The 25,531-nt window shown below is 74.4% G+C and carries 25 protein-coding genes; 14 read left to right on the top strand and 11 right to left on the bottom strand.

Annotated elements, in window-relative coordinates:
- The first annotated feature begins 84 nt into the window (after nt 1-84).
- Nucleotides 85-1,356 carry an alpha/beta fold hydrolase gene (locus NFS20_RS19085; RefSeq protein WP_251153586.1) on the top strand — a complete coding sequence of 424 codons (1,272 nt, stop codon included), beginning with the start codon at nt 85-87 and terminating at the stop codon, nt 1,354-1,356.
- On the opposite strand, the gene NFS20_RS19080 is transcribed toward NFS20_RS19085, so the two are convergent.
- Nucleotides 1,345-2,202, bottom strand: coding sequence for an AraC family transcriptional regulator (locus NFS20_RS19080; protein WP_251153394.1), 858 nt, complete (start codon nt 2,200-2,202; stop codon nt 1,345-1,347). The two genes, NFS20_RS19085 and NFS20_RS19080, sit on opposite strands and share 12 nt — an antisense overlap.
- A gap of 93 nt (nt 2,203-2,295) precedes the next feature.
- On the opposite strand from NFS20_RS19080, the gene NFS20_RS19075 reads away from it, so the two are divergent.
- Nucleotides 2,296-2,718 (top strand): DUF1761 domain-containing protein, encoded by a 423-nt coding sequence (locus NFS20_RS19075; protein WP_251153393.1) that lies wholly within the window; start codon nt 2,296-2,298, stop codon nt 2,716-2,718.
- 12 nt (nt 2,719-2,730) lie between these two features.
- Here the strand turns inward: NFS20_RS19075 and NFS20_RS19070 are convergent, their stop codons facing one another.
- Nucleotides 2,731-3,543 carry a HEAT repeat domain-containing protein gene (locus NFS20_RS19070; protein WP_251153392.1) on the bottom strand — a complete coding sequence of 271 codons (813 nt, stop codon included), beginning with the start codon at nt 3,541-3,543 and terminating at the stop codon, nt 2,731-2,733.
- Between the two features lie 80 nt (nt 3,544-3,623).
- The gene (locus NFS20_RS19065) at nt 3,624-5,123 is read right to left on the bottom strand and encodes an XRE family transcriptional regulator (RefSeq protein ID WP_251153391.1); all 1,500 of its coding nucleotides are present in this window, start codon (nt 5,121-5,123) and stop codon (nt 3,624-3,626) included.
- A gap of 119 nt (nt 5,124-5,242) precedes the next feature.
- Here NFS20_RS19065 and NFS20_RS19060 point away from each other — a divergent pair, with 119 nt between their 5' ends.
- From NFS20_RS19060 to NFS20_RS19050, 3 genes are all read left to right on the top strand, one after another.
- Nucleotides 5,243-7,180, top strand: a complete 1,938-nt coding sequence (locus NFS20_RS19060; RefSeq protein ID WP_251153390.1) for a phosphoenolpyruvate carboxykinase (GTP) — start codon at nt 5,243-5,245, stop codon at nt 7,178-7,180.
- Between the two features lie 159 nt (nt 7,181-7,339).
- Nucleotides 7,340-7,978, top strand: coding sequence for a PRC-barrel domain-containing protein (locus tag NFS20_RS19055; RefSeq protein WP_251153389.1), 639 nt, complete (start codon nt 7,340-7,342; stop codon nt 7,976-7,978).
- Nucleotides 7,975-8,643, top strand: coding sequence for a hypothetical protein (locus NFS20_RS19050; RefSeq protein ID WP_251153388.1), 669 nt, complete (start codon nt 7,975-7,977; stop codon nt 8,641-8,643). Before NFS20_RS19055 ends, NFS20_RS19050 begins: the two co-directional genes overlap by 4 nt.
- 13 nt (nt 8,644-8,656) lie before the next feature.
- Here the strand turns inward: NFS20_RS19050 and NFS20_RS19045 are convergent, their stop codons facing one another.
- Both NFS20_RS19045 and NFS20_RS19040 read right to left on the bottom strand, forming a co-directional pair.
- On the bottom strand, nt 8,657-9,259 hold the full coding sequence (locus NFS20_RS19045; protein ID WP_251153387.1) for a response regulator transcription factor: 603 nt from the start codon (nt 9,257-9,259) through the stop codon (nt 8,657-8,659).
- Nucleotides 9,256-10,497: a sensor histidine kinase gene (locus tag NFS20_RS19040; protein WP_251153386.1), complete on the bottom strand. Its 1,242-nt coding sequence runs from the start codon at nt 10,495-10,497 to the stop codon at nt 9,256-9,258. Before NFS20_RS19040 ends, NFS20_RS19045 begins: the two co-directional genes overlap by 4 nt.
- Nucleotides 10,498-10,658: 161 nt before the next feature.
- Here NFS20_RS19040 and NFS20_RS19035 point away from each other — a divergent pair, with 161 nt between their 5' ends.
- The 3 genes from NFS20_RS19035 to NFS20_RS19025 all read left to right on the top strand — a co-directional run bounded on the left by NFS20_RS19035 (nt 10,659) and on the right by NFS20_RS19025 (nt 13,151).
- Entirely contained in the window at nt 10,659-11,570 is a 912-nt protein-coding gene (locus NFS20_RS19035) for an ABC transporter ATP-binding protein (protein WP_251153385.1), read from the top strand.
- A gap of 77 nt (nt 11,571-11,647) precedes the next feature.
- Entirely contained in the window at nt 11,648-12,367 is a 720-nt protein-coding gene (locus NFS20_RS19030) for an ABC transporter permease (RefSeq protein WP_251153384.1), read from the top strand.
- Nucleotides 12,368-12,410: 43 nt separating this feature from the next.
- The gene (locus tag NFS20_RS19025) at nt 12,411-13,151 is read left to right on the top strand and encodes a GOLPH3/VPS74 family protein (protein WP_251153383.1); all 741 of its coding nucleotides are present in this window, start codon (nt 12,411-12,413) and stop codon (nt 13,149-13,151) included.
- Nucleotides 13,152-13,211: 60 nt separating this feature from the next.
- On the opposite strand, the gene trpS is transcribed toward NFS20_RS19025, so the two are convergent.
- Complete coding sequence (trpS, locus tag NFS20_RS19020; RefSeq protein WP_251153382.1) at nt 13,212-14,339, bottom strand: tryptophan--tRNA ligase; 1,128 nt, start codon at nt 14,337-14,339, stop codon at nt 13,212-13,214.
- A gap of 275 nt (nt 14,340-14,614) precedes the next feature.
- Here trpS and NFS20_RS19015 point away from each other — a divergent pair, with 275 nt between their 5' ends.
- Nucleotides 14,615-15,487: an SMP-30/gluconolactonase/LRE family protein gene (locus tag NFS20_RS19015; RefSeq protein WP_353050488.1), complete on the top strand. Its 873-nt coding sequence runs from the start codon at nt 14,615-14,617 to the stop codon at nt 15,485-15,487.
- Here the strand turns inward: NFS20_RS19015 and NFS20_RS19010 are convergent.
- Nucleotides 15,484-16,479 (bottom strand): DMT family transporter, encoded by a 996-nt coding sequence (locus NFS20_RS19010; protein ID WP_251153381.1) that lies wholly within the window; start codon nt 16,477-16,479, stop codon nt 15,484-15,486. The genes NFS20_RS19015 and NFS20_RS19010 overlap by 4 nt on opposite strands.
- An 81-nt stretch (nt 16,480-16,560) precedes the next feature.
- Between NFS20_RS19010 and NFS20_RS19005 the strand changes: the two genes are divergently transcribed.
- Entirely contained in the window at nt 16,561-17,514 is a 954-nt protein-coding gene (locus NFS20_RS19005) for a LysR family transcriptional regulator (RefSeq protein WP_251153380.1), read from the top strand.
- On the opposite strand, the gene NFS20_RS19000 is transcribed toward NFS20_RS19005, so the two are convergent.
- A complete protein-coding gene (locus NFS20_RS19000) occupies nt 17,493-17,873 on the bottom strand; it encodes a YybH family protein (protein WP_251153379.1) in 381 nt (126 codons plus the stop codon). The genes NFS20_RS19005 and NFS20_RS19000 overlap by 22 nt on opposite strands.
- 245 nt (nt 17,874-18,118) lie before the next feature.
- On the opposite strand from NFS20_RS19000, the gene NFS20_RS18995 reads away from it, so the two are divergent.
- Both NFS20_RS18995 and NFS20_RS18990 read left to right on the top strand, forming a co-directional pair.
- Nucleotides 18,119-18,538, top strand: a complete 420-nt coding sequence (locus tag NFS20_RS18995) for a YciI family protein (RefSeq protein WP_251153378.1) — start codon at nt 18,119-18,121, stop codon at nt 18,536-18,538.
- On the top strand, nt 18,535-19,839 hold the full coding sequence (locus NFS20_RS18990) for an RNA polymerase sigma factor (RefSeq protein ID WP_251153377.1): 1,305 nt from the start codon (nt 18,535-18,537) through the stop codon (nt 19,837-19,839). Before NFS20_RS18995 ends, NFS20_RS18990 begins: the two co-directional genes overlap by 4 nt.
- 16 nt (nt 19,840-19,855) lie before the next feature.
- Here the strand turns inward: NFS20_RS18990 and NFS20_RS18985 are convergent, their stop codons facing one another.
- Nucleotides 19,856-20,476 (bottom strand): ATP-binding protein, encoded by a 621-nt coding sequence (locus NFS20_RS18985; RefSeq protein ID WP_251153376.1) that lies wholly within the window; start codon nt 20,474-20,476, stop codon nt 19,856-19,858.
- A 137-nt stretch (nt 20,477-20,613) separates the two neighbouring features.
- Here NFS20_RS18985 and NFS20_RS18980 point away from each other — a divergent pair, with 137 nt between their 5' ends.
- A complete protein-coding gene (locus NFS20_RS18980) occupies nt 20,614-21,063 on the top strand; it encodes a tRNA (cytidine(34)-2'-O)-methyltransferase (RefSeq protein ID WP_251153584.1) in 450 nt (149 codons plus the stop codon).
- 82 nt (nt 21,064-21,145) lie between these two features.
- Here the strand turns inward: NFS20_RS18980 and NFS20_RS18975 are convergent, their stop codons facing one another.
- A complete protein-coding gene (locus NFS20_RS18975; protein ID WP_251153375.1) occupies nt 21,146-22,783 on the bottom strand; it encodes a xylulokinase in 1,638 nt (545 codons plus the stop codon).
- Between the two features lies 1 nt (nt 22,784).
- Nucleotides 22,785-23,942 (bottom strand): xylose isomerase, encoded by a 1,158-nt coding sequence (gene xylA, locus NFS20_RS18970; protein ID WP_251153583.1) that lies wholly within the window; start codon nt 23,940-23,942, stop codon nt 22,785-22,787.
- Between the two features lie 136 nt (nt 23,943-24,078).
- Between xylA and NFS20_RS18965 the strand changes: the two genes are divergently transcribed.
- Nucleotides 24,079-25,332 carry an ROK family transcriptional regulator gene (locus NFS20_RS18965; protein ID WP_251153374.1) on the top strand — a complete coding sequence of 418 codons (1,254 nt, stop codon included), beginning with the start codon at nt 24,079-24,081 and terminating at the stop codon, nt 25,330-25,332.
- Nucleotides 25,333-25,531 lie beyond the last annotated feature (199 nt).

Here is a 25,531-nt window from a genome sequence, read left to right as displayed (position 1 = left end):
ACGCGTGTCCTCGCCCACGACCATGCCGTCGCTAGGGTGGCGGGCGTGAGCACCACGCGCGAGACCAGCTACACCGTGCCCGGGATGCACGTCACCGACCGCGAGGTCGAGGTGCCGCTCGACTGGTGGGACGACGGCGACCCCCGGCGGCTCACCGTCTTCGTGCGGGAGGTCGTGGACCCGGCCCGACGCCGCGACGACCTCCCGCTCCTCGTGTTCCTCCAGGGCGGGCCCGGCGGGAAGGGGCCTCGACCCACCGGCCCCGACGGCTGGCTCGGCGAGGCGTTGACGACGTACCGCGTCGTCCTGCTCGACCAGCGCGGCACCGGGCGGTCGTCCGCGGTGCGCGGGGCCGCGCTCGTGGCGCGCGGCACGGCCGGTGCCCAGGCGGACTTCCTCACGCACTTCCGCGCGGACGCGATCGTCGCCGACGCCGAGCACGTGCGCCGGACCGTCTACGATGGGCGGCGCTGGACGTCGCTCGGCCAGTCGTACGGCGGGTTCCTCACCATGACCTACCTGTCGCGGGCGCCCGAGGGTCTCGCCGCGTGCCTCGTCACTGGCGGCCTGCCCGGGCTGCGCGCCGACGCGCGCGAGGTCTACCGGAGGACGCAGCCACGCGTCGTCGGGAAGAACGCGCACTACCGAGCCCGCTACCCCGACGACGAGGCGCGTCTCGCGCGCATCGCCGACCGGGTCGCCGTCGGCGACGTCCGACTGCCCGACGGCGACGCGCTCTCCGTGCGCCGCTTCCAGACGCTCGGGACGGACCTGGGCATGAAGCCCGGCGCCGAGCGCATCCACTGGGTCGTCGACGAGGCGTTCGACCCGGGTGCACCGGACGAGCTCACCGACACGTTCCTCGCCGAGGTCGCCGCCGCGACGTCCTTCCGCACGAACCCCCTCTACGCGGTGCTGCACGAGTCGATCTACGCGCAGCCGCACACCGGACCCACCGCGTGGGCGGCCCAGGCGGTGCGCGACGACGACCCCGCCTTCACGCCTGACGCGCGGCCGCTGCTGCTGACCGGCGAGATGATCTACCCCTGGATGCTCGACGAGGTGGCGGCGCTGCGACCGTTCCGCGCAGCGGCCGAGGCGCTGGCGGCGTGGGAGGACTGGACCGACCTCTACGACCTCGACGCGCTCGCCCGCAACGACGTCCCTGTCGAGGCGGCGGTCTACCACGACGACATGTTCGTCGACGCCGGGCTGTCGCTCGAGACGGCCGCGCACGTCGGGAACCTCGACGCCTGGGTGACCAACGAGTTCGAGCACGACGGGCTGCGCACCGGCGACGTCTTCCAGCGGCTCGCGGAGCGCCTCGCCGCGCGGGGTGGCGCGCTACCCGGCTGAGAGCGCGCGGCGCCCACGGACCTCGGCTCGATAGGCGCCCGGCGGGACACCGGACACGGCGCGGAAGTCCCGGACCAGGTGTGCCTGGTCCGCGTACCCGAGCTCGGCCGCGAGCGCCGCGAGGTCCGGGCTGTCGTCCGCCGCGAGCTGTCGCGCGACCTCCTGGAGCCGGATCCGTCGGCTCACCGCCTTCGGGCCGAGGCCGAGCGTCGCCCGCAGCGCGCGCTGCACCGCTCGCTCGCTCGCACCGAACCGCGCCGCGAGCGTCGGCCCGGCGCGCGACCGCACCCGCTCGACGAGGTCCGCGACGACGGCGTTGGCGAGAGCCTGGTCCGGCCGGAGCGGCCTCTCCTCCAGCCTGTCGGCGAACGCCGCGTCCAGCACAGCCGCCCGCTCGACGGGCGATCCCGTGCCGGCGGCGGTCGCGAGCAGCCGGTGCAGACCGGCGTCGAGACCGACGGTGACGGGGACGGTCGCGTCCAGGAGCGCGACAGGGTCGAGATCGCTCACGACGGCGAGGCCCGCTGGGCGCAGACGCACCCCGAACACCTCGCCGGTGCCACGGATCGTGCGCTCCCACGCCCGGCGGTGCACGCCCGTCACGACGAGGGGCGCGACGACGTCGCCCACCTCGATCGTCAGCGTCACCGCCGGAAGGTCGACGACCCGCTGGCGGAGGCCCGCTCCTGGCGGGAGGGACCAGCGGACGTGCCAGTAGCTCTCCACCACGGGCTCGAGACCGGGGCCCGGCCGCACCCAGCCGGCACGGAACGTCTCGAGGTTGTCGGGGTGCAGGACCCCGGTGCGCTCGTCCGCGGTGATCGGGTCCGTCCCGCCGCCTGCCATGGGACCAGTCTGCCCGTCGGGATTCTTCAAGACGCGCGGACGGGCCGGAGCGAGCATCGGACGACGAGGCACGACGACACGGAGGTGCGCGGCATGACGATCGACACGCTGGGTGACGTGAGCTGGATCGGCGTCCTCCTGGCCGCGCTGGCGTCGTACGTCCTCGGCGCGCTGTGGTTCACGCCGCTGTTCGGCCGCGCCTGGGACGCCTCGATCGACCACGAGCGTGTGCGTGGCCAGGCGTTCGGTCCGCTGTACTACGTCGCGCCCCTGGTCTCGAGCATCCTCACGTCGTTCGCCACGGCGGTGCTCCTGGAGGTGACCGGGACGCGCGCCCTGGGCGGGGCAGCGCTGCTCGGCGTCCTCGTCGGGACCTGCTACGCCGCGGCCGTCACGTTCACGAACGCCGTCAACCCGCGCACGCCCCGGCCGGTCCTCTTCAGCGTGGTCACAGGGTCGTACCACGTCGTCAGCATCGTCGTCGGCGCGCTCGTCCTCGCCGCGCTGAGCGGCTGAGCTCCGCCACGGTCAGCGGGCCTCGTCGGCGAGCTGGGCGAGCGCCGAGGCCTGCCGCAGCTCCGCCAGCGCGGGCTCGTCCCCCGCGAGCCGTGCGGCGACGGCGTCGTAGAGCTCCGGCGCGCGGTGCGGGGCGACGTCGAGCAGCACGTCCATGAGCGACCAGGCACGGATGCCGTCGCCGTCCCGCATCCCGGACGCGCGACGGCGGTACAGGTCGGCCACGCCGTCGAGCAGGTCGTCGCCCGGTCCGCGCGAGTCGGTCAGCCGGCACGCCGCGTCGGCCTGCAGCGCTGCCGCAGGGTCGTCCCAGCCGGAGCGGTGCGTCATGACCAGCGGGTGGAGCTCCGGGTCCCCGATCGCACCGGCCGCGACGATCTCGAGCTGCCAGACGTCGCCGCTGCGTCGCGTCAGAGCGGCGCGCACGCGGGGCAGCGCGCGCGGGTCACGGCGGTACGCGAGGCCGACGAGCGCCTCCTGCCGCGTCTCGCGGTCGACGTCGTCGAACCGAGCAGCGAGCGCGTCCCGGAGCTCGGGCGTACCGACCTCGCGGAACTGCTGTGCCAGCACGAAGGTCGCCCAGTCGCGCACCGTCGTCGCCGGGTCCGTGGTGAGCCGGACGGCCACCGCGACCATCTCCGGGGTCGGCGGATCGCCGTGGCAGAGGATCGGGAGCGTGGCCACTGCCCGGACCCGGACGTCCGGGTCCTCGTGGGACGCGAGCGCGAGCATGCCGACGACGACCTCTGGCCCGGCCGCCTCGACCGCGGTCGCGAGCTCCTCGCCGTCGTACTCCCCGGACACCAGGGCCGCCACCACGTCCATGCCGGTCAGGATGGCATGCCGAACCCCGGGTTATGCGCCGATCAGGCCCCTCATCGGCGCGCAACCCGGGGTTCGGCAGGTCAGGACTCGTCGGCCGACGGCGCGTGCTTGTCGAGGAACGCGTAGACCTCCGTCGCGTCGACGCCGGGGAACGCTCCGGTGGGCAGCGCGGACAGCACGTGCTGGTGCATGCGGGCGCTCGGCCACGACGCGTCCTGCCACTGCGCCGCGGAGCCGGCGGCCGGACGGCGGCAGCACGACTCGTCCGGGCAGGTGGACTGCCGGCGCACGGCCGTGTCCCGGCCGCGGAACCACTTGGCCGAGGCGAACGGGACCCCGACGGCCAGGGAGAACTGGCCGCTCGTCGTCGTCCCGGTCTGGGTGGAGCACCAGAACGTCCCGGCGGGGGTGTCGGTGTACTGGTACGACTCCTGCGCGCGGTCGCGGCGCGTGAACGCCTCGCGCACGGCCCAGCGCCGGCACACCATCTGTCCTTCGATCGCCCCCGTGACGTCCGCCGGCAGCGGCAGCCCGTCGTTCTCGTAGCCGCGGAACAGGGCGCCGTCGTCGCCGACGCGCAGGAAGTGCAGCGGGATGCCCAGGTGCTCGGTCGCGAGGTTGGTGAAGCGCTGCGCAGCGGCCTCGTGCGTTACCCCGAACGCGTCGCGGAAGTCCTCGACGGCCAGGTCCTTCTCGCGCTTGCGGCGCTCCAGGAAGTCGACGGCCGCGGACTGCGGGATGAGGCAGCACGCCGCGAAGTACGTGATCTCGACGCGCTGGCGCAGGAACTCCGCGTACGACCGCGGCCGCTCGTGCCCGAGCACACGGTGCGCGAGGGCCTGCAGCGCGAGCGAGCGCAGGCCGTGACCGCCGGGGATCGAGGCCGGCGGGAGGTAGATGCGGCCGTGGCGCAGGTCGGTCACGGTACGGGTCGAGTGGGGCAGGTCGTCGACGTGCCAGATCGTGAACCCGAGCTGCTCGGCCATCCGCGCCACGGTCCGGTGGGTCAGCGCGCCGACCGTGTACCCGGCCCGGCGGGCCATGTCCTCCGCGAGCCCCTCGATCTCCGGGTAGTAGTTGTTGCGCGCCTGGCGCTCGAGCCGGAGCTCGGTGTTCGCCCGGCGTGCCTCCTCGGGCGTCGCGATGGCCTCGGTCGCGCGACGCTGCAGCTCGGCGTGCAGGCCGACGAGGTTCTCCAGCACCGGCTGGGGAAGCTTCTGGCTCGCCTTCACGGACGGCAGCCCGAGCGCCGCGAACAGCGGGCCGCGCTGCGCCCGGTCGAGCTCGATCTCCAGAGCGGCCCGGCGCGACGGCGGCTCGTCCGTGAGCAGGTCGCTCACCGGCACCTCGAGCGCGTGGGCGATCTGCTGCAGGAGGGACAGCCGCGGCTCGCGGCGCCCGTTCTCGATCATGGAGAGCAGGCTCGGCGCCGTGCCGACGGCGGCACCGAGGGCGTCGAGCGTCATCCCGCGTGCGGTGCGGAAGTGGCGCACGCGGCGCCCGAGGGTGATGAGGTCGGCCTGTGGCGCCCCGTCGGTTCCCACGGCACCGTCCGAGGCGGGCTCGATCGGAGAGGGCATACCTTCACCGTACGTCAAGATCGGCCGATCTTCACAGTGGTCCGGCACGAAATCGGGCACCCATGGGAGGGAGAGTGGAGGCGACGCCAGGAATTTCCCCCACTCCACGGGAGCCCTTCATGACCGCGACAGCGAACCCCCGCCGCACCCGCCTCGCCGCGCTGCTCGACGACGTCGAGACCGAGATCGCCGGCCTCGCGTCGTCCGCCTTCGGCTCTCCCGCGCACACCGCCGACCCGCGCCCTCGCGACGCCCGCGCCTGGGTGCGGGAGATCGCGACCCTCACCGAACCCGACGCGATCGTGTGGTGCGACGGCTCCGCCGAGGAGAAGCAGCGTCTGGTCGACCTCATGGTCGACGCCGGGACCCTCCTGCCCCTGAACCCCGAGCTCCGCCCGGGCAGCTACCTCGCACGGTCCGACCCGAGCGACGTCGCGCGCGTCGAGTCGCGCACCTTCATCTGCTCGCGCGACGAGGCCGACGCAGGCCCGACGAACAACTGGCGCGAGCCCGAGGCGATGCGGGCCGAGCTGCGCGGCGTCTTCGAGGGGTCGATGCGCGGCCGCACGATGTACGTCGTCCCGTTCTCGATGGGCCCCGTCGGCGGGCCGATCTCGCAGGTCGGGGTCCAGGTCACCGACTCGCCGTACGTCGTGGTGAGCATGGGCGTCATGACGCGCGTCGGCCAGGACGTCATGGACCTGATCGACGGCGGCGCGCCGTTCGTGCCGGCCGTGCACTCCGTCGGGGCGCCTCTCGTGGACGACACCGGCGCGGTGACCGACGACGTCGCGTGGCCGTGCAGCGAGACGAAGTACATCGCCCACTTCCCCGAGACCCGGGAGATCTGGTCCTACGGGTCGGGCTACGGCGGCAACGCGCTGCTCGGCAAGAAGTGCTTCGCGCTGCGCATCGCGTCGGTGATGGCGCGCGACGAGGGCTGGCTCGCCGAGCACATGCTCGTCATCCGCGCGACGTCGCCCGAAGGTCGCCGCTACCACCTCGCCGCGGCGTTCCCCTCGGCGTGCGGCAAGACCAACCTCGCGATGCTGCGCCCGACGATCCCGGGCTGGACGGTCGAGACGATCGGCGACGACATCGCGTGGCTGCGCACGGGCCCCGACGGTCGGCTGCGCGCCATCAACCCCGAGGCGGGCTTCTTCGGCGTCGCACCGGGCACGGGGATCGAGACGAACCCGGCCGCCGTCGAGACGTTCGACCGGGACACGATCTTCACCAACGTCGCCCTGACCGACGACGGCGACGTCTGGTGGGAGGGCCTCACCCCGGAACCGCCGAGCCACCTCGTCGACTGGACGGGCCAGGACTGGACGCCCTCCGACGGCGACGGCGGCCGCACCGCCGCGCACCCCAACTCGCGCTTCACGGTCGCGGCGGCGCAGTGCCCGACGATCGCCGACTCGTGGGAGGACCCCGCCGGCGTCCCGATCGACGCGATCGTCTTCGGCGGCCGCCGTGCGAGCAACGTCCCGCTCGTCGCGCAGGCGTACGGGTGGGAGCACGGCGTCTTCATGGGCGCGACGATCTCCTCCGAGCAGACCGCCGCCGCCGAGGGGACCGTCGGCGAGCTGCGTCGCGACCCCTTCGCGATGCTGCCGTTCTGCGGCTACAACATGGCCGACCACTGGGCGCACTGGCTCCGTGTCGGGGCGTCGATCGACGCCGACAAGCGACCCAAGATCTTCCAGGTCAACTGGTTCCGCAAGGACGCCGACGGCCGCTTCCTGTGGCCCGGGTTCGGCGAGAACTCGCGCGTGCTCGCGTGGATCGCCGCACAGGTCGACCGCGCGCACGGCGTCCGGACCGACTGCGGCGCGGTGAAGAGCCCGGTCGGCCTGCTCCCCGCCCCCGGCGCGCTGGACACCGACGGGCTCGACCTGCCCGACGGCGCCCTCGACGCCCTGTTCGACGTCTCCCCGGAGCCGTGGCTCGCCGAGGCGGAGCTCACCGCCGAGTTCTTCGACACGTTCGGCAACCGCGTGCCGGACGAGCTGTGGGCCCAGCTGGCGCGCCTGCGCGACCGGCTCGGGGCCTGAGCGGCGCACCCGTCGTCCGGCGGGACGTGGGCGGTCAGCACGCACGGTGCTGCCCGCCCACGTGCGTGCGGACGCGACCCTTCGCACCCTGGTGGCATCGGCTCCAGCAGGTGGGCCCCCGAGAAGCGCCGCTGCGGCGGCGAGGCGGGAGGACCCACCATGATCAGCACGGACCAGGTCGAGAGGCTTCTCCGCGAGGGAACCGTCGTCTCGAGCACCGGGGAGAAGATCGGCAAGGTCGGCCAGGTCTTCCTCGACGACCGCACCGGGAACCCCGAGTGGGTGACCGTCAGGACCGGCCTGTTCGGCACCGCCGAGTCCTTCGTCCCGCTCACGGACGCCGACGTCCAGGGCGACGAGATCCGCGTCCCCTTCGGCAAGGACCAGGTCAAGGACGCGCCGCGCGTGGACGACGCGGAGGGCCACCTGTCCGAGGACGAGGAAGCAGAGCTCTACCGCTACTACGGGCGTGCGCAGACGACCGACGAGCCGGGCGCCCCCGGAACGTCCGACCAGGACGACCGCACGGACGAGGCGGGCGTCGTCGGGCGGCACGCCGCCGGGCCTGCCACCGACGACACGGCGGCCCGCTCGGAGCAGGACCCGTCGACGCGTCCTGACGACGACGCGGCGGGCCGCGTGAGGCTGCGCCGGTACGTCGTCACGGAGTACGTCACGCAGACCGTCCCGGGCGAGCAGTCGGGCACCGGGAGCGAGGGCGTCGGCGAGGAGCGGACGGTCAGGGAACGTGTCCGCGAGGAGATCGTCGAGACCGACGGAGAGGAGAACCGGCCATGAGCACCAGCTACGGGGCGACCCCGCCAGAGAACGACCCGGCCGCCCGCGGGGCGGGCGAGTCCCGGCCGCCGGTCGGGCGCGACGGCGATCCCGTCGCGCGCGACCGCGAGTCCGTCGTGGCGCGCGAGAAGGAGGAGTACGGCGGCATCAAGATCGGCTCGGCGTTCTTCGGGTGGCTCACCGCCACCGGCACCGCGGTCCTGCTCACCGCGCTGGCCGCGGCCGCCGGCACCGTCTTCGGGCTCAACACCACGACAGACGTCCAGGACGCGGCCGAGCAGGCGACGGAGAACGCGGAGACGATCGGCATCGTCGGCGGCATCGTCCTGCTCGTGATCTTGTTCGTCGCCTACTACTGCGGTGGCTACGTCGCAGGCCGCATGGCACGGTTCGACGGCGCGAAGCAGGGCCTCGCCGTCTGGCTGTGGGCCGTGGTCATCGCGATCGTGCTCGCGCTGCTCGGCCTCGTGGCGGGCAGCCAGTACAACGTGCTGTCGCAGCTCAACGCCTTCCCGCAGATCCCGGTGAGCGCGAGCGACCTCACGACCGGGGGTGTCATCGCGCTCGTCGCGGCCGCGGTCGTGAGCCTGGTCGGCGCGATCCTCGGTGGCCTCTCGGGCATGCGTTTCCACCGCAAGGTCGACATGGCCGGTCTGGGCACCTGACGACCACGGCGCCTCAGAGCCAGTCGTGCTCCCTCGCGTAGCGCGCCGCCTCGTGCCGCGTGCGCGTCTGGGTCTTCTGCATGGCGCTCGAGAGGTAGTTGCGGACCGTGCCCTGCGCGAGGTGCAGGCGGGCCGCGATCTCGGCGACGGAGAAGCCGTCCCGCGTCACGCGGAGCACGTCGAGCTCGCGGTCCGTCAGCGGCACGTCGTCCATGAGCGCGGCCGCGGACACGTCCTGGTCGATCCACCGCCGACCCTCGTGCAGCGCCGCGATGACGGTGGTGATGTGGCTCGGCTCGGCGGACTTGCTGACGAAGCCCTGCACGCCGAGCCGCAGTGCGTGGCGCAGGACGCCCGGCCGGGCGTGCCGCGTGAGCATGAGCACCACCTGGTCGGGCACGACCCGCCGGATCCGGTCGACGGCCTCGAGCCCGTCGACGCCCGGCATCTCGAGGTCGATGACGAGCACGTCGGGGCGGTGCGCGAGCGTGGCCTCGACCGCCTGCGCCCCGTCGGCCGCCTCCGCCACGACGGTGACGTCCCCCTCGAGCGGGAGCAGAGCGGCCAGGGCGCTGCGGAGGAGGGCCTCGTCGTCGGCCAGCACGACGGTGGTCACGACGCGTCTCCCTCGCTCGTCGGTCCGGCGACCCGCCGCGGGCCGGGGAACGTGGCCGCGGTGCGGAAGCGACCGTCGGCCACCTCCGCCGTGAGGACCCCCCCGGCCTCGGACACCCGTTGCGCGAGGACGGCGAGGCCGTGCAGGGTCGGGCGCCCGGGCGCGGTGACGCCGTCGTTCACGACGGCGATGCCGTCGTCGGCGAGCGAGACGTGCACGAGCGTGGCGCGCGAGTGGCGCAGGACGTTGGTCGTGGTCTCCCGCAGCACCTGCGCGAGGAGGTCGCCGGAGTGCACGCCGAGGTCGGCCGGGCGGTCGACGCGCACGCGGATGCCCGCGGCCTCGAGGAGCCGGCGGGCGTTCTCCAGCTCGGCCGAGAGGTTCGGCCGACGCTGCCCGTACGCGAGCTCCTTCGCCTGCGCGATCGTGTCGCCGACCAGGGCGTACGTCTCGCGCAGCTCCCGCTCGGCGGCATCCGTGTCGGTCCGGAGCAGCCTCTGCGCGAGCGCGATCTTCAGCTTCACCACGTGCAGCGTGTGGCCCTGGATGTCGTGCAGGTCGCTCGCGAACCGCATGCGCTCCCGCACCACCGCGAGCTCCGCCTCGCGCTCCCGTGCCTCCTCGAGCTCGGTCATGACGTCGTAGAAGCCCTTGTGGGGGTACCGCAGGCCGATCAGGACGGCCGTGATGCCCGTGGGGACGAGGACGTACGCGACGACCGCGGCGGCGTCGACCGGGCCGACGGCGACCAGGCCCCAGACGCCCACCGCGGCGACGTACCCGGCGAGGCCGACGGCCGCCGCCGCGCGGTGGCGGGGCAGCTCGGGGACCGCCAGGCTCCCCACGAGCGCCAGGCCGTAGTACGAGGCCTCCGGGCCGCCGTCCACCACGAGGACGCCGTACGGCCAGACGGCAGCAGCGACGACGAGGCAGGGCACCTGGACGCGCGCGAGGTCGCCCGCCGTCCACCGTTCGAAGGCCAGCAGGGCCGCGGCGGTCCCGAGACCCAGCACGACCGCCTGCACCGCGTCCTGGGCCTGCACCGCGACGAGGTACGCGCCGACGAGCGCGAGCAGGGGCAGGATGGTGAGGAGGTTGATCCGCCGGAACCGCCGTCGCGACGCCACCGACGTGCGGGACGCCGGGGAGCCCCACGGAGACCTGTAGCGCGACCGGTACGCCGTCGCGCGCTCGCCGGACGCCGTCGGGACCTCCGGCGCGGAGGGGCGTGCGTCCATGGGCAGCTCGCTGGGTGGGAGACGGTTCCGGAGCCAGTATCCGGTGCCGGGCGACGCCCGACCAGTGACGCCACGTCACACGGGAGCACCCGCGGACGTCATGCCCGGTTCCTGACGCCACGGCACTGGGAGCGCCCGACGGTCCGGGCTGTGATGGGGGCATGACCTCGAACCCCGTGATCGACGTCGACGACCTCGGCGTCACGTACGGCGACTTCCACGCCGTGAAGAACCTCTCGTTCCAGGTGGGACGCGGTGAGCTGTACGCCCTCCTCGGCACCAACGGCGCCGGCAAGACGTCGGCGCTGGAGGTCGTCGAGGGCCACCGTGCGGCTGCCTCCGGCACCGTGCGCGTCTTCGGCGGGAGCCCGCAGGACCGCGCCGCCGTGCGCGCCCGGACCGGGATCATGCTCCAGGAGAGCGGCTTCTCCCCCGACCTCACCGTCGCCGAGACGGTCCGGCTCCTCGGCCGCCTCTCGGGGCGCACGGACTCCGGGGACCGGGTGCTCGGTCTCGTCGACCTCCGGCACAAGGAGAGCACGCGGGTCGGCCAGCTCTCGGGGGGCGAGAAGCGGCGGCTCGACTTCGCGACGGCGGTGTACGGCAGGCCCGAGCTCGTCTTCCTCGACGAGCCGACGACCGGTCTCGACATCGCGTCCCGCGACGCGCTGTGGGAGACCGTGGAGGACCTGCGCGGCGACGGCACGACCGTCGTCCTCACCACCCACTACCTGGAGGAGGCGCAGCAGCGCGCCGACCGCATCGGCCTGATGCACCGCGGCACGCTCCGCCACGAGGGCACGGTGGACGAGCTGACGCGTACCTTGCCGGCCTCGATCCGCTTCTCGCTCCCGCCGGGTGCACCCGTGCCTCCCGTCCAGGCCGTCCCGCACGACGACCGGTCCTGGGCGATCGAGACGTTCGAGCTCCAGCGCGACCTCAAGCAGCTCCTCGACTGGGCCGCCGAGCACGCCGTCGACCTCCACGGGCTGTCCGCGGCCCCGACCCGCCTGGACGACGTCTTCCGCGCCATCGGCGCCGACGACGCGCCCGTCCCGGCACCGGCCCCGTAGACCCGGCAGGGCGCGAAGAGCCGCCCCCGATCCCGTCGCCCCTCCCGCAGACCCGACCCACCGGACAGGAACCCGTCATGCTCCCCATCGCGCACAGCGAGCTGGTCCAGCTCTTCCGGAACCGTGCCGTGCTCGTCACCAGCCTCGTCATGCCCGTCGCCGCCGCCGTGTTCTTCATCGGCTTCCGCGACGTCTTCGCCCGGATCGGCAGCGTCGGCTACGTCGCGGCCGTGCTCGTGTTCACGATCGCCGCCTTCAGCCTCTACGCGACGACCGTGACCACGCTGGCCGCCCGTCGTCAGGACCTGTTCCTCAAGCGGCTGCGCTCGACCGCCGCGCGCGACGCGAGCATCCTCACCGGGCTCGTGCTGCCCGTCTCCGCGATCGCCCTCGTGCAGGTGGGCGTGATCCTCGGCGTGTTCGCCGCGGTGGGCGGCGGCCCGGCCGACCCGGTGCTCGTCGTCGTCGCGGTGCTCGCCACGTTCGTCATGATGCTGGCGTTCGGGATCGCGACGGCCGGGGTCACCACCTCCCCCGAGCACGCCCAGGTCACCAGCCTGCCGCTGAGCCTGGGCGTCGTGGTGGTCGCCAGCTGGGTCGGGATCACCGGGACCGACAGCCTGCCGCTGCTCAAGCGGCTGCTGCCCGGGGGCGCGGCCACCGAGCTCGTCGTGACCGCGTGGGAGGGCGGCGTCGCCGTCACGGACTCGCTCCTCCTGCTCGCCCCGACCCTCGCGTGGGTCGTCGTGGCCGTCGCGGTCGCGGCGAGACTGTTCCGCTGGGAGCCTCGACGATGACCGCCGGACCCACCCCCACCCATCACCTCGGAGAGGACCCACGATGAGCGACCTGACCCCTGGACCCGGCCCCGCGGACGCCCCGGCGGACGGCCCCGGTCGCCATGACGACCTGCTCGTGGTCGACGACCTCATGCTCCTCCTGCTGGATGACGACGGCGCGTCCATCCAGGGCGCCGGGACCCTGTACTACACCCTCGGGGGCGCCGTGCTCACCGAGCTCGCGCTGCTCGGCCGCGTGGAGACCGACGACACCGGGGTGCTCAACGGCCCGCGCGTCACCCCCGCGGGGTCAGGGCCGCTGCCCGACCCCTTGCTGCAGCAGGCCTACGACACCGTCGCGGAGAAGACGCAGCGCGTTCAGCCGCTGCTCGTCGCGCTCGGCGCCGACCTGTGGCGCGAGGTGATCGACCGGCTCGCACGACGCGGGCTGGTCGAGCGGCAGGAGTCGCGCGTGCTCGGCCTGTTCCGCACGACGCGGTGGCCGGCAGCCGACCAGGAGCACGAGGCACGGTTGCGCGAGCGGATCCGCGCCGTGCTCGAGGACGGCGAGGCCCCCGACCCGCGCACGGCCGCGGTGATCGGGCTGCTCTCCGCCAGCGGCGCCCTCCCGTCCCTGCGACCGCCGCTGCCCTGGACGACGCGGACGGCGACGCGGGCCAAGGAGATCGAGCAGGGCCAGTGGGGTCCCGAGGCCGTCGCCACCGCGGTCACGCGCACCGCGGCGGCGATCGCCGCCTCCAGCGCAGCCGTCGCGGTCAGCGTCGCGACGAGCGGTCGCTGACGGCAGCCGACGGCAGCTGACGGCAGTGACGGCGCGGGCCGCACCCTCGACGAGGCCCGCTCAGTACCGCATGCCCATCAGCTCGCGGACGTCGGCGAGCGTGCGGTCGGCGATCTCGTTCGCCCGCGCGTTCCCCCGGGCGAGCACGTCGAGGGGGTCGGGTCCGTCGCCCGCGGCGAGCGCGCGACGTCGGGCACGGAGCGGACGGAGGTGCTCGACGAGCGCGTCGGTCACCACCTCCTTGAGGCGGCCCGCTCCCCCGGCGCCGATCTCGTCCGCGAGCGCCTCGGGCGTCGTCCCGGCGGCGAACGCGCCGAGCGTGAGCAGGTTCGCGACCTCCGGTCGACGGTCCGGCTCGTAGGTGATGTGGCGCTCCGAGTCCGTCCTCGCGCGGCGCACGAAGCGCGCGGTCGTGTCCTCGTCGTCGCGCAGCTCGAGCGCGTTGCCCGCGGACTTGCTCATCTTGCGCCCGTCGGTGCCTAGGATCGTCGGCGCGGGCGCGAGCAGCACGTCGGGCTCGGGGAAGTACGGGCTCGTCGCGGCGTAGCGCTGGTTGAAGCGCCGCGCGACCGTGCGCGTGATCTCGACGTGCGGGAGCTGGTCCTGCCCGCCCGGGACGAGGTTGCCGTGGCAGAAGAGGATGTCCGCGGCCTGGTGCACAGGGTAGGTGAAGAGCAGCCCGCTCATGGGCCGGCCCTGCCGAGCGGCCGCCGCGAGCGCCTCCGCCTTGACCGTGGGGTTGCGCTCGATCTCGGCCGTCGTGACGAGGCTGAGGAACGGCAGGAGGAGCTGGTTCAGCGCGGGCACGGACGAGTGCGTGAAGATCGTCGTGCGCTCCGGGTCGATCCCCGCAGCCAGGTAGTCGAGTACGATCTCGCGCACCGTGCCGCGCAGGTCACCGGCGTCGTCGCGGTCGGTGATGACCTGGTAGTCCGCGACGACGAGGAACACCTCGACGCCGGCGCGCTGGAGACGGACGCGGTTCGCGACGGTCGCGACGTAGTGGCCCAGGTGCAGCGCGCCCGTCGGGCGCTCTCCGGTGAGGACGCGGAAGCGCGAGGGATCGGTGGCGATCTGCGCCTCGATCTCCGCGCTGCGGGCGCGCGCCGCCGCGACGGACGCGGTGGACGACGGCGCGGGTGCGCTCTCGGGGATCGTGACGTCGGTGGGGGTGAGGGTGTCGGTCATCGGAGCTCTCCTTGCGTGCAGGGGAGCCGCGCGACGCAGGTCCGCTGGTCCGGCACCAGCCGGTCGGACGCGGGGGCGCCGCACACGACGACGTCCCGGCTGCGGAGCGCAGCTCGGGACGTGGGCAGGACAGGTCACGGCTGCGGAGGCAGCCACCACCAGTCGCGCGTGAACATGCTCCCAGGCTACGCCTCGTCGGAGGGTCGGGCTTGCGAGGCGACGCTCGACCACTGGGAGACGAGCGGCGCCTGAGCGCCTCGGGCAAGATCGAGCACATGCCCGAGCTGAGAGCCCAGAACGTCACCGGTCCTGTCGCCTACCACGCGGAGGGTCCGGTGTGGTGGCCCGGCTGGGGCGGGCTGCGGTACGTGGACATGCTCGCGGGTGACCTCCTGACGCTGCGGCCCGACGGCGGCGTCGACCGCCTGCACGTCGGCGACCACGCGGCCGTGGTGCGGCCGCGAGCGGGCGGAGGGTTCGTCGTCGGGCTCGAACGATCCGTCGCGGTCGCCGACGCCGACGACGCCCCCGTGCGCCCGCTCGCGACGCTGTGGGACGACCCGACGGTCCGGCTCAACGAGGGTGCCGCGGCGCCCGACGGGGCGTTCTACGCCGGCGGCATGGCGCGGGGCGAGCGGCCGGGTGCGCTGTACCGGGTGGAGCCCGACGGCAGCTCGCGCGTCGTGCTCGACGGGATCCGCACGTCGAACGGGCTCGGCTTCTCCCCCGACGGCTCGCTCGCCTACTACGTGGACTCGGCGACGCAGCGCGTCGACGTGCTCGACGTCGTCCCGGCGGACGAGGACCCCCGCGGGCTGGTTCGACGTCGGCCGTTCGTCGCGGTCGATCCCGAGGACGGGACGCCCGACGGGCTGACCGTCGACGCCGACGGCGGCGTGTGGGTCGCGCTCTGGGGCGGGTCGGCGGTGCGGCGCTACTCCCCCGCCGGGGTGCTCGACGCGGAGGTCCGGTTCCCCGCGAGCCAGGTGAGCGCGTGCACGTTCGGCGGCGACGACCTCGACGCGCTGTTCGTCACGACGTCGCGGCAGGACCTCGACGCCGACGACCCGCGCGAGCGCGAGGCGGGGTCGGTGTTCCGCGTCGACGCGGGTGTGCGGGGGCTGCCGGTGCTGCCCTTCGCGGGTTAGCGCCGCACACCGCCCACGCCCCGCGCCCTGCGCCGCGGCAGCGTCGCCAGCGCGACGCCCGCGAGGCTCAGCACGCCGCCCGCGAGCGTCAGTCCCGCGGGGACCTCGGCGAGCAGCGCCCACGACAGGACCACGACGAGCGGCGGCACGAGGTACGTCGACGCCGCGAGCCGGCCCGCGCTCGTCCGCGAGAGGGCGTAGCCCCACGTGGTGAAGGCGACCGCCGTCGGGAAGAGCCCGAGGTAGACGACCGCGAGCGTGGACGACCCTGCCGCGACCGACGCCTCGCGCACCAGCGCGGGGGCGAACGGCAGGCACGCGACGGTGCCCGCGAGGCACCCCAGCCAGGTCATGGTGAGGGCGTCGACGCGGGCCAGGAGCCGCTTCTGCGCCGTAGCGGAACCGGCGTAGAGCGCCGCGGCGGCGAGGCCGAGCGCGACCCCGAGCACGTCGGCGTCGCCCGTCGACGTGGTCACGGCGATGACGGCGACGCCGGCGAACGCGACGGACATCCCGGCGAGCAGCCGGCGCGGGAACCCCTCCCCGAGGAGCAGCCCGGCGAGCACCGCGACGAGCACGGGAGCGACGTTGACGAGGAGCGCCGTCGTCCCGGCGTCGAGATGCTGCTCGGCCCCGTTGAGCGCGACGTTGTAGAGCGCGAACCAGGCGACACCCCAGGCGACGACGCCCGCGAGCGTGCGTCCGCGCGGCAGGGCGGGAAGCGCGGTCACGACCCGCGCGACGCCGCCGGTCCCCTCGGCCGGTGCGCGGCCCGCCACGCGGACGGCCCGGACGAGCACGATCGCCGTGAGACCGACCGACCCCGCGAGCTGGCGGCCGAGCGCGAGAGCGCCGGGCGAGTAGTCGTGACCCGCGGCGCGGACGGCGACGAACGCCGACGCCCACAGCACCACCGTCACGGCGGCCGCGAGCAGGACGAGTCCGCCCGTGCGTCGCGCGACACCCGACGAGATCTCCTCAGTGACCGCCATACGACGATCGTCGGCGACGACATCATGAAGCACCAGCACGGATTACTTCCGTTCGTTTCAGTCTCGCTGTACGGTCGGACCATGCTCGACGTGCACCGGCTCCGCATCTTCCGCTCCGTCGTCGCGAGCGGCTCCGTCCAGGCCGCCGCCACGAACCTCGGCTACACGCCCTCCGCCGTGAGCCAGCACGTCGCCGCGCTCCAGCGCGAGACCGGCCTGGTCCTGCTGGAGCGCGCGGGACGCGGCGTCCGGCCGACGGCCGCCGGGCTGACGCTCGCCGCCCAGGCCGACGGCGTGCTCGCGCGCCTCGGCGAGGTCGAGGCCGTGGTGTCCGACCTGCGCGCCGGCCGCACCGGGTCGCTCTCGGTCGCCTACTTCGCGTCCGTCGGCTCCGCGTGGCTGCCGCACGTGGTCCGGCGTCTCACCACCGAGTTCCCCGGGGTCCGCATCGACCTCGCGCTGAGCGAGACGATCCCTGACGACCCGGACTCCCGCGCGGACGTCCAGCTCGTCGTCGCGCCGCGGGGCTTCGACCCCGGCCCCGGGTTCCGGGCGTACCACCTGCTCGACGACCCGTACGTCGTCGTGCTCCCGCAGGACCACGACCGCGCCGGCAGCAGCGAGATCGAGCTCGCCGAGCTCGCCGACGAGCGCTGGGTGGACAACGACTTCGCGCGGGGCTGGTGCCGGCGCAACCTGCTCGAGGCGTGCACGGCCGCAGGGTTCAGCCCGACGTTCCACGTCGAGGCGCACGACTACCCGACGGCGCTCGCGTTCGTCGCGGCCGGTATCGGCGTCACCGTCCTGCCCGCTCTGGGCGCGGCGCACCTGCCCGACGGGCTGGCCGCCGTCGCCGTCGTCCGGCCCACGCCGGTCCGGTCGATCCACGCCGTGCTGCGCGACGCCGTGGCCCTCACCCCGCCGGCACGGACCGTGCTCGACGAGCTGCGCCGGACGGCGTCCACGCCCGACGAGCGGACGGCCGCGCCTGCCCACCCGGCGCCGTCGCGCGTCTACTCCGCCGCGGCGCTGTAGGGCTTCCCGGGCCAGTACGCCCACTCCTCGAAGTGCGCGACGCGCCCGTCCGCGGCGAAGCGCAGGAGCCACAGGTCGCGGTACTCCTGCTCCTCCGACCCCGTGTACCGCACCTCGAGCCGCACGACGGCGGAGTCCCCCTCGACGGCGACCGGCTCCGCGGCGACGGTGAACGTCGCGCCCTCGTCGACGGTCCAGAAGCCGCGGATCGCGTCGTGCCCGTGGAGCGGCTCGTCGTCGTACGGCGACCTCAGGTAGGTCGCGTCCTCGGTGAACAGCCGCTCGACGGCCCGGGCGTCGCTCGCCCGCCACGCCTGCTCGTACTCGTCCACCCACGTCATCACCGCGTCGCGGTCCATGTGTCCCCCAGCGCTCCCGGGCCTCGGCGACCCCTCACGGCCCGCCGACCCTCGACCAGCCTGCCCGAGCCGGCGCGGCCTCGCCCGCCGGACCGTGCGGCCCACGAGCTCGGTCTCCGCATCGATCGTCGTATCGATCGTCGTATCGATCGTCGTGTCGATCGTCGTGTCGATCTCGCACTGTCCCGTTCGACCTGTGGGTGAGAGGGTCGGAAGGTCCGGCCCACCGACACCGGGAGTCACCGATGAAGTACATGCTCATCATGCGCAGCACCGACGAGGGCCAGGCCGCGTTCGAGAGCGTCTCGTTCGACGAGATGCTCGAGACCATGGGCCGGTTCAACGACGAGCTCATCCGCGCGGGCGTGCTGCTCGCGGCCGAGGGGCTCGACGACCCGGCGCAGGGCGTCGTCGTCGACCTCTCGTCCGACGTGCCCGTCGTGACGGACGGCCCGTACGGGGAGACCAAGGAGCTGTTCGGCGGCTACTACGTCCTCGACGTCGCCTCGAAGGAGGAGGCCGTCGAGTGGGCCAAGCGGCTGCCCTACTCGGGCCCCGGGACGAAGGTCGAGATCCGCCGGGTCCCGACGATCGACGAGTTCCCGCAGGACAACGAGTGGATCCGCAAGGAGCGCGCGTGGCGCGAGGCGACCGGTCAGCTGTGACCTCGTCCGACGGCCGCCGTGCCGTCGAGGCCGTGTGGCGCATCGAGTCGGCGCGGATCGTGGGCGCCCTCGCGCGGTACACGGGCGACTTCGCCCTCGCCGAGGACCTCGCGCAGGAGGCGCTCGCCGAGGCGCTCGTCTCCTGGCCGCGCGAGGGTGTGCCGCGCAACCCGTCGGGCTGGCTGCTCACGGTCGGCCGGCGTCGCGCGATCGACACCTTCCGCCGCCGCTCGGCCCTCGACGAGCGGTACGCCGCCCTCGCCCACCACCTGGGCGAGGGCGGCGCGACGTCGGGCGGGCCGCCGTCGGGCGACGCCGGCCCCGGCGACGAGGACGGCGTCCTGTGGGACCCCGACCGGGTGCACGACGACGTGCTGGCCCTGATGTTCGTCGCGTGCCACCCCGTGCTGTCGCCCGAGGCCCGCGTCGCGCTCACCCTGCGGGTCGTCGGCGGGCTGTCGAGCGAGGAGGTCGCGCGCGCGTTCCTCGTGCCGACGGCGACCGTCCAGGCCCGGATCACGCGCGCGAAGAAGACCCTCGCGGCGGCCGCCGTGCCGTTCGGGGTGCCCCCTGCCGTCGAGCGTCGCGAACGCCTCGGCTCCGTCCTGGGCGTGCTGTACGTGATCTTCACCGAGGGGTCCACCGCGACGTCGGGCGACGAGTGGCTCCGACCGGACCTCGCGCACGAGGCGGTCCGGCTCGCGCGGGTGCTCGCCGGGCTGGTGCCCGACGAGCACGAGGTCCACGCCCTCCTCGCCCTGCTCGAGCTCACCGCGGCACGCTTCCCCGCCCGGACCACACCCGACGGCGACCCCGTCCTCCTCGCCGACCAGGACCGGCGGCGGTGGGACCGGTCCGCGATCCGGCGCGGTCGGGCCGCGCTCGCGCGCGCCGACGCGGTGGGGCCGACGGGCCACGGCCGCGGTCCGTACGGGCTGCAGGCCGCGATCGCGGAGTGCCACGCCGTCGCGCCGTCCGTCGAGGAGACCGACTGGGACCGCGTCGTGCTCCTCTACGAGGCGCTCGGTCGGGTCGCCCCGTCGCCCGTCGTCGAGCTCAACCGGGCCGCGGCCGTCGCGATGGCGCACGGCCCGGCGGCAGGGCTGCGGATCGTCGACGAGCTCGTCGCGACGGACCGGCTGCCCCGGTTCCACCTGGTGCCGAGCGTGCGCGCCGAGCTGCTCGGACGACTCGGTCGTGTCGACGAGGCCCGGGCCGAGTACGCGCTCGCGGTCCGTCTGTGCCCCAACGTGCGCGAGCGCGACCTGCTCGAGCGCAAGGCGGCCGCGCTCCCCGCGTGACCGCCCGCCCGCGCGGTCAGCGCTCGTCGCGCAGCTCCACGTCGAGCCTCTCGAACCCGTGCAGCGCGCCGCCGTCGACCTCGGACCGCCCCACGAGGTCCGGGTCGGCGCGGAAGCGGACGGTCGTGCCGGTCCCCGAGGACGGCGGGAGCTCGACCAGCTCCGTCGCCGGCACACCGTGCTCGTACCGCTGCGTCCACGACCCGTCGCGGCGACGGTTGGTGTGCTCCAGCCAGGTGCTGAGGGCCGCGACGGTCGACATGCCGTGCCGGGCGAGGCCGTCGGGCAGGACCGGCGGCTCGGTCGCGTCGAAGAACCGCACGTCCTTCGTCGCCATGACGGGCTTGCGGACCGGGCGCCCGGCGTCGTCGAACCTCGTGTCGGTCCCCCTGCCGTCGTCCGCGACGGACACCGAGCCGTCGTCGTGCCGCGTGACGACGACGTGGCCCACCCGCCCCTGGCTCTCGGCCTCCTCGTCCGCGTACGCGAGGACCTCGAGCACGAGGTGCTCGACGCCACCGACGGCGTGTCTCGGGTCTGCTCGCACCTGCGCGAGGTGCTCCTCGTCGACCCCGAGCGTCCAGTCGTGCGTCGTGGTGACCCAGTGCTCACGGGCTTCCGGCGTGCTGCCTGACATGCGTCGACCCTACTGACGCACGGCCCGGGTGGTAAGGGAGAATCGAGCCCGTGAGCCCCTCCCCCGACCCCGGCAGCGACTGGCGACCGCACGTCGCCGACCCGGCGGCGCGACCGCCGTCGACCCTCCCGCACGTCGTGTTCTTCGAGCCGCGCATCCCCGGGAACACGGGCAACGCGATCCGGCTCGCGGCGGTCACGGGCGCGCGGCTCCACCTCGTCGAGCCGCTCGGGTTCGACCTCGACGAGCCGAAGCTGCGCCGCGCGGGGCTCGACTACCACGACCTCGCCGCCGTCGAGGTGCACGCGGACCTCGACGCCGCCCTCGCCACCCTCCCGGGGCGGGTCTTCGCGTTCACGACGCGAGCGACGACCTCGTACACCGACGTGACCTATCGGTCCGACGACGTGCTGCTGTTCGGCCCGGAGCCCACCGGCCTGCCCGACGACGTGCTCACGCACCCGCGGATGACCGACCAGCTGAAGATCCCGATGCAGCCGGGTCGGCGCTCGCTCAACCTCACGAACGCGGCGTCGATCGCGGTCTACGAGACATGGCGCCAGACCGGCTTCGCGGGCGGCGCCTGACCCGTCGTCCCCGCTGCGGGCACGAGAAGGGCCCGGTCCTGGGGTCAGGACCGAGCCCGTCTCATGCCCACGGCCGGCCGGGTCAGGTGAGGTCGCGGACCTCCGCGTAGCGCTCACGGATCGCGGGCTCCGGGTCCGCCTCGAACACCGTGCCCGACGACGCCGCCCAGGTCGGCGGGTCGACGTCGCCCGGTCCGGCGGAACCCTCGGCAGCACCCTGGGCGGCCCGGTGCGCGGCGAGCACCCACGCGGCCTGGCGCGCCGCGCCGTCGGCCACGTACTCGCCCGGCTCCGGGACCGCGACGGGCAGGCCGAGCACCTGCGGGGCGATGCGCCGCACGGCCTCCGACTGCGCGCCACCCCCGATGAGCTGGACCCGCTCGACCGGGACCCCGAGCGCGCGCAGCGCGTCGAGCCCGTCGGCGAGGCCGCACAGCATGCCCTCGACGAACGCGCGCGCGAGGTGCTGCCGCGTCGCGGTGCCGAGCCGGATCCCGTGCAGCGTGCCCGACGCGTCCGGCCGGTTCGGCATGCGCTCGCCCTCGAGGTAGGGCACGAGGACGAGCCCGTCCACGCCGGGCGGCGCCTCGAGCGCGAGCCGGGACAGCTCCGTGTGGTCGACCCCGAGCACCTCGCGCGCCGCGTCGAGCACCCGGCTCGCGTTGAGCGTCACGGCGAGCAGGAGGTACCGCCCCGTCGCGTCCGAGAACCCGTTGACGAGCCCCGAGCCGTCGGCGGTGCGGTCGTCCGCGACGGCGGACACGACGCCCGACGTCCCGATCGACACCGCGACATCGCCCGCCGTCATGCCGAGGCCCAGTGCGGCACCGGCGTTGTCGCCGGCGCCCGGGCCGAGCAGCGCACCACCCTCGACTCCTGCCCCGGCCACGGACGGGTGCGCGACCCCCGCGGCCGCGGACGGCGCGAGCACGCGCGGCAGCACGACGTCGGTCCGGCCGAGCGCGAGCTCGAGCAGGTCGAGGCGGTAGCCCTCCCGGCCGTCGCCCGGACCGGTCTCGCCCGCGGACGAGCCGGCCCGGGTCGCATCCCAGTAGCCCGTCCCCGACGCGTCGGACGCGTCGGTCACGAGCGCGTCCAGGTCCGGGCCGAGCGGCGCCGTCGGGTCGCCCGCAGGCCCGTACCCGGCGATGCGCCACGTGAGCCAGTCGTGCGGCAGCGCGACGGCCGCCACGCGGGCCGCGTTCTCCGGCTCCGCGTCGCGCAGCCAGCGGAGCTTCGTGACGGTGAGCGACGCGACCGGGACGGACCCGATCGCGTCCGCCCAGGCCTGGGCCCCGGCCTCCTCGGCCGACTCGACCCGGACGCGCGCGTCCGGGACCCCCTCGGCGAGACGCGCCTCCCCGAGCTCGCGGATCAGGTCCCGCGCCGCGGGTGCGGACCGCGTGTCGTTCCACAGCAGCGCCGGGCGGATCACCCGGCCCTCCGCGTCGAGCACGACCATGCCGTGCTGCTGGCCACCGACGGCGAGCGCCGCGACGTCGTCCAGACCGCCTGCGGCCGCCACCGCGGCACCGAGGGCGTCCCACCACGCGGCGGGGTCGACCTCGGTGCCGTCGGGGTGCTTCGCCGCGCCGAAGCGCCGGAGCGCCCCGGTCTCGGCGTCGCGGACGACGACCTTGCAGGACTGCGTCGACGTGTCGACGCCGGCGACCAGCGTGCGCCCGCCGCCGGTGCCGGACGTCTGAGAGCTGCTCGCCACGTCAGCCGATGAGGTGCTCGAGCGCGAGCTGGTTGAGGCGCACGAAGCCGAAGTCGCGGTTCGCCGCGGCGTCGACGTCGAAGTCCTCGTACGCGCTGCGGTCCGCGAGGATGTCCGCCACGGTCTCGCCCTCGGCGAGGGTGGGCTCGCCCAGCTCGAAGACGCCGGAGTGCGCGAACGCCTCCTGGACGCGGCTGTCGGCGCGGTACGCCGCGGCCTTGCGCGCGAGCAGGCGGTAGGTGTCCATGTTGGCGCGCGCGGAGTCCCACACGCCGACCTCGTTCTCGGTGCGTGACGGCTTGTAGTCGAAGTGGCGCGGACCGGTGTACGTCGGGCCGCCGTTCGGGAAGCCGTTCTCGAGCAGGTCGACCGTGAAGAACGCGGACAGCAGGTCGCCGTGGCCGAACACGAGGTCCTGGTCGAACTTGATCGACCGCTGGCCGTTGAGGTCGATGTGGAAGAGCTTGCCCGCCCACAGGGCCTGCGCGATCCCGTGCGTGTAGTTGAGGCCCGCCATCTGCTCGTGGCCCGTCTCGGGGTTGAGCCCGACGATGTCGCCGTGCTCGAGCCTCGCGATGAGCGCGAGCGCGTGGCCGATCGTCGGCAGGAAGATGTCGCCGCGGGGCTCGTTGGGCTTGGGCTCGAGCGCGATCTTGAGGTCGTAGCCCTGGTCCTTGATGTAGCCGGCGACGGTGTCGATGCCCTCGGCGTAGCGCTCGTGGGCCGAGTGCAGGTCCTTGGCGCCGTCGTACTCGGTGCCCTCGCGGCCGCCCCACATGACGAACGTCTTCGCGCCGAGCTCGGCGGTCAGGTCGACGTTGCGCAGCACCTTGCGCAGCGCGTAGCGACGCACGCCGCGGTCGTTCGACGTGACGCCGCCGTCCTTGAAGACGGGGTGGCTGAAGAGGTTGGTCGTCACCATCTCGATGACGAGGCCGGTCTCGTCGGCCGCCTTCCGCACGGAGTCGAGGCGCCGCGTGCGCTCGGCGTCGTCGGACCCGAACGGCACGACGTCGTCGTCGTGGAACGTGAAGCCCCACGCGCCGAGCTCGGCCAGCTTGCGGACCGAGTCGGCGGGGTCGAGCTCGGGGCGGCTCGCGCTCCCGAACTGGTCCTGCGCGGTCCAGCCCACGGTCCACAGACCGAAGGAGAAGTTGATGTCGTTGTCCTGATGGGCGCGCTGGTCGGCCACGATGGTCTCCTCGTCGAGAGAGCCGCCGGCATGCTCGGCACGCCGACGACGCATTTTTGTCGTATGGCTGAACTTATGCGCCGGAGTCGGTAAGGTCAAGACCGTGAACCGCAGCGCCGCGACCCGCCCGGGTCCCCCAGCAGCCCGGCAGGCCACGCTGCGCGAGCACAACCTCGCCCTCGTCGCCCGCGCCGTCTTCGAGGCGCCCGTGCCATGCTCTCGCGCGGACATCGCCGCGGCCAGCGGGCTCACCCGCGCGACCGTCTCGACGCTCGTCGACCGCCTGGTCGCCTCGCGCATCGTCGCGGAGCTCCCGCCCGCGACCCCGCAGCGCGCCGGGCGGCCCGCCGTGCCCCTCGCCCCCGCGCCACGCACGATCGTCGGGCTCGGCCTCGAGGTCAACGTCGACTACCTGGGCGGGCGGGTGCTGGACCTCACGGGCGCCGTCGTCGCCGAGCACGTGGACCCCGACGACCTCCACGACAGCGACCCGACCGAGGTGCTGGCCCGCCTGGGCCGTATCGCGCGCGACCTCGTGGAGAGCGTGCGCGCCGACGGCATGACGGTCGCCGGGGCGCGCCTCGCACTGCCCGGACTCGTCGACTCCCGTGCCGGCCGCCTCGAGGTCGCCCCGAACCTCGGCTGGTCCCGCCTCGACCCGGCGCCGCTCCTCGACCTCGACCCGGACCTGCCCGTCGAGATCGGCAACGAGGCGAAGCTCGCCGCGCTCGCCCAGTCGAGCCGCGGCGTCGTGCCCGACGGCGCGGGTCCCCGCGATCAGGACGGCACGCCCCAGCCGGTCCCGACCACGTACCTCTACGTCTCGGGCGACGTCGGGATCGGCTCCGCGATCGTCGTCGACCGCAGGCTGTTCCACGGCCGGCACGGCTGGGCGGGAGAGATCGGGCACGTCGTCGTCGACCCGCGCGGCCCGCGCTGCCGGTGCGGCGCGACGGGCTGTCTCGAGCAGTACGCGGGCAAGGACGCACTCCTGCGCGGCGCGGGGCTCGACCCGGGCGCCACCACCGACGAGCTCGTCGCCGCGCTCGACGCGGGCGCGCCCGGCGCCCGCGAGTCCGTCGCGCGGGCCGGCACGGCGCTGGGCAGCGCGCTCGCGGACTACGTGAACCTCGTCGACATCGACACCGTGCTGCTCGGCGGGATCTACCCGGCGCTCCTGCCGCACCTGCGCGCGCCCGTCGAGGCGGAGCTGCAGACGCGCGTCCTGGCCGCGCCGTCGGCAGACCTGCACGTCGCGGCCGCGCCCGTGGGCGACCACGCGGCCCTCACGGGCGGCGCGCGCGAGGTGCTGCGCGGCGTCGTGGAGAACCCGAGCGCCTGGGTCGACGCCGACTGACCGTCCCGCCGCCCGTCCGCCGCCTGATCGCGCGGGTCGAGCGAGGACCAGGGCGAGACGACGCCGGGAGTGGTGGGTGGGGCGCCGCGTCGTGGTGGGCCTGGCGGGAGCCGCGAGGAACGAGCGGCGGATGGTAGACGCGGCGCCCCCCCCACCCCCCCCCCCAGGACGACCACTCTCCGTCGGGCCGGCCGCCCTA

It is taken from the genome of Cellulosimicrobium sp. Marseille-Q4280 (assembly GCF_943181405.1).
Classification (GTDB): Bacteria; Actinomycetota; Actinomycetes; order Actinomycetales; family Cellulomonadaceae; genus Cellulosimicrobium.
Note: the sequence above shows the minus strand (reverse complement) of the source record. Positions and strands in the feature narration are given on the sequence as shown.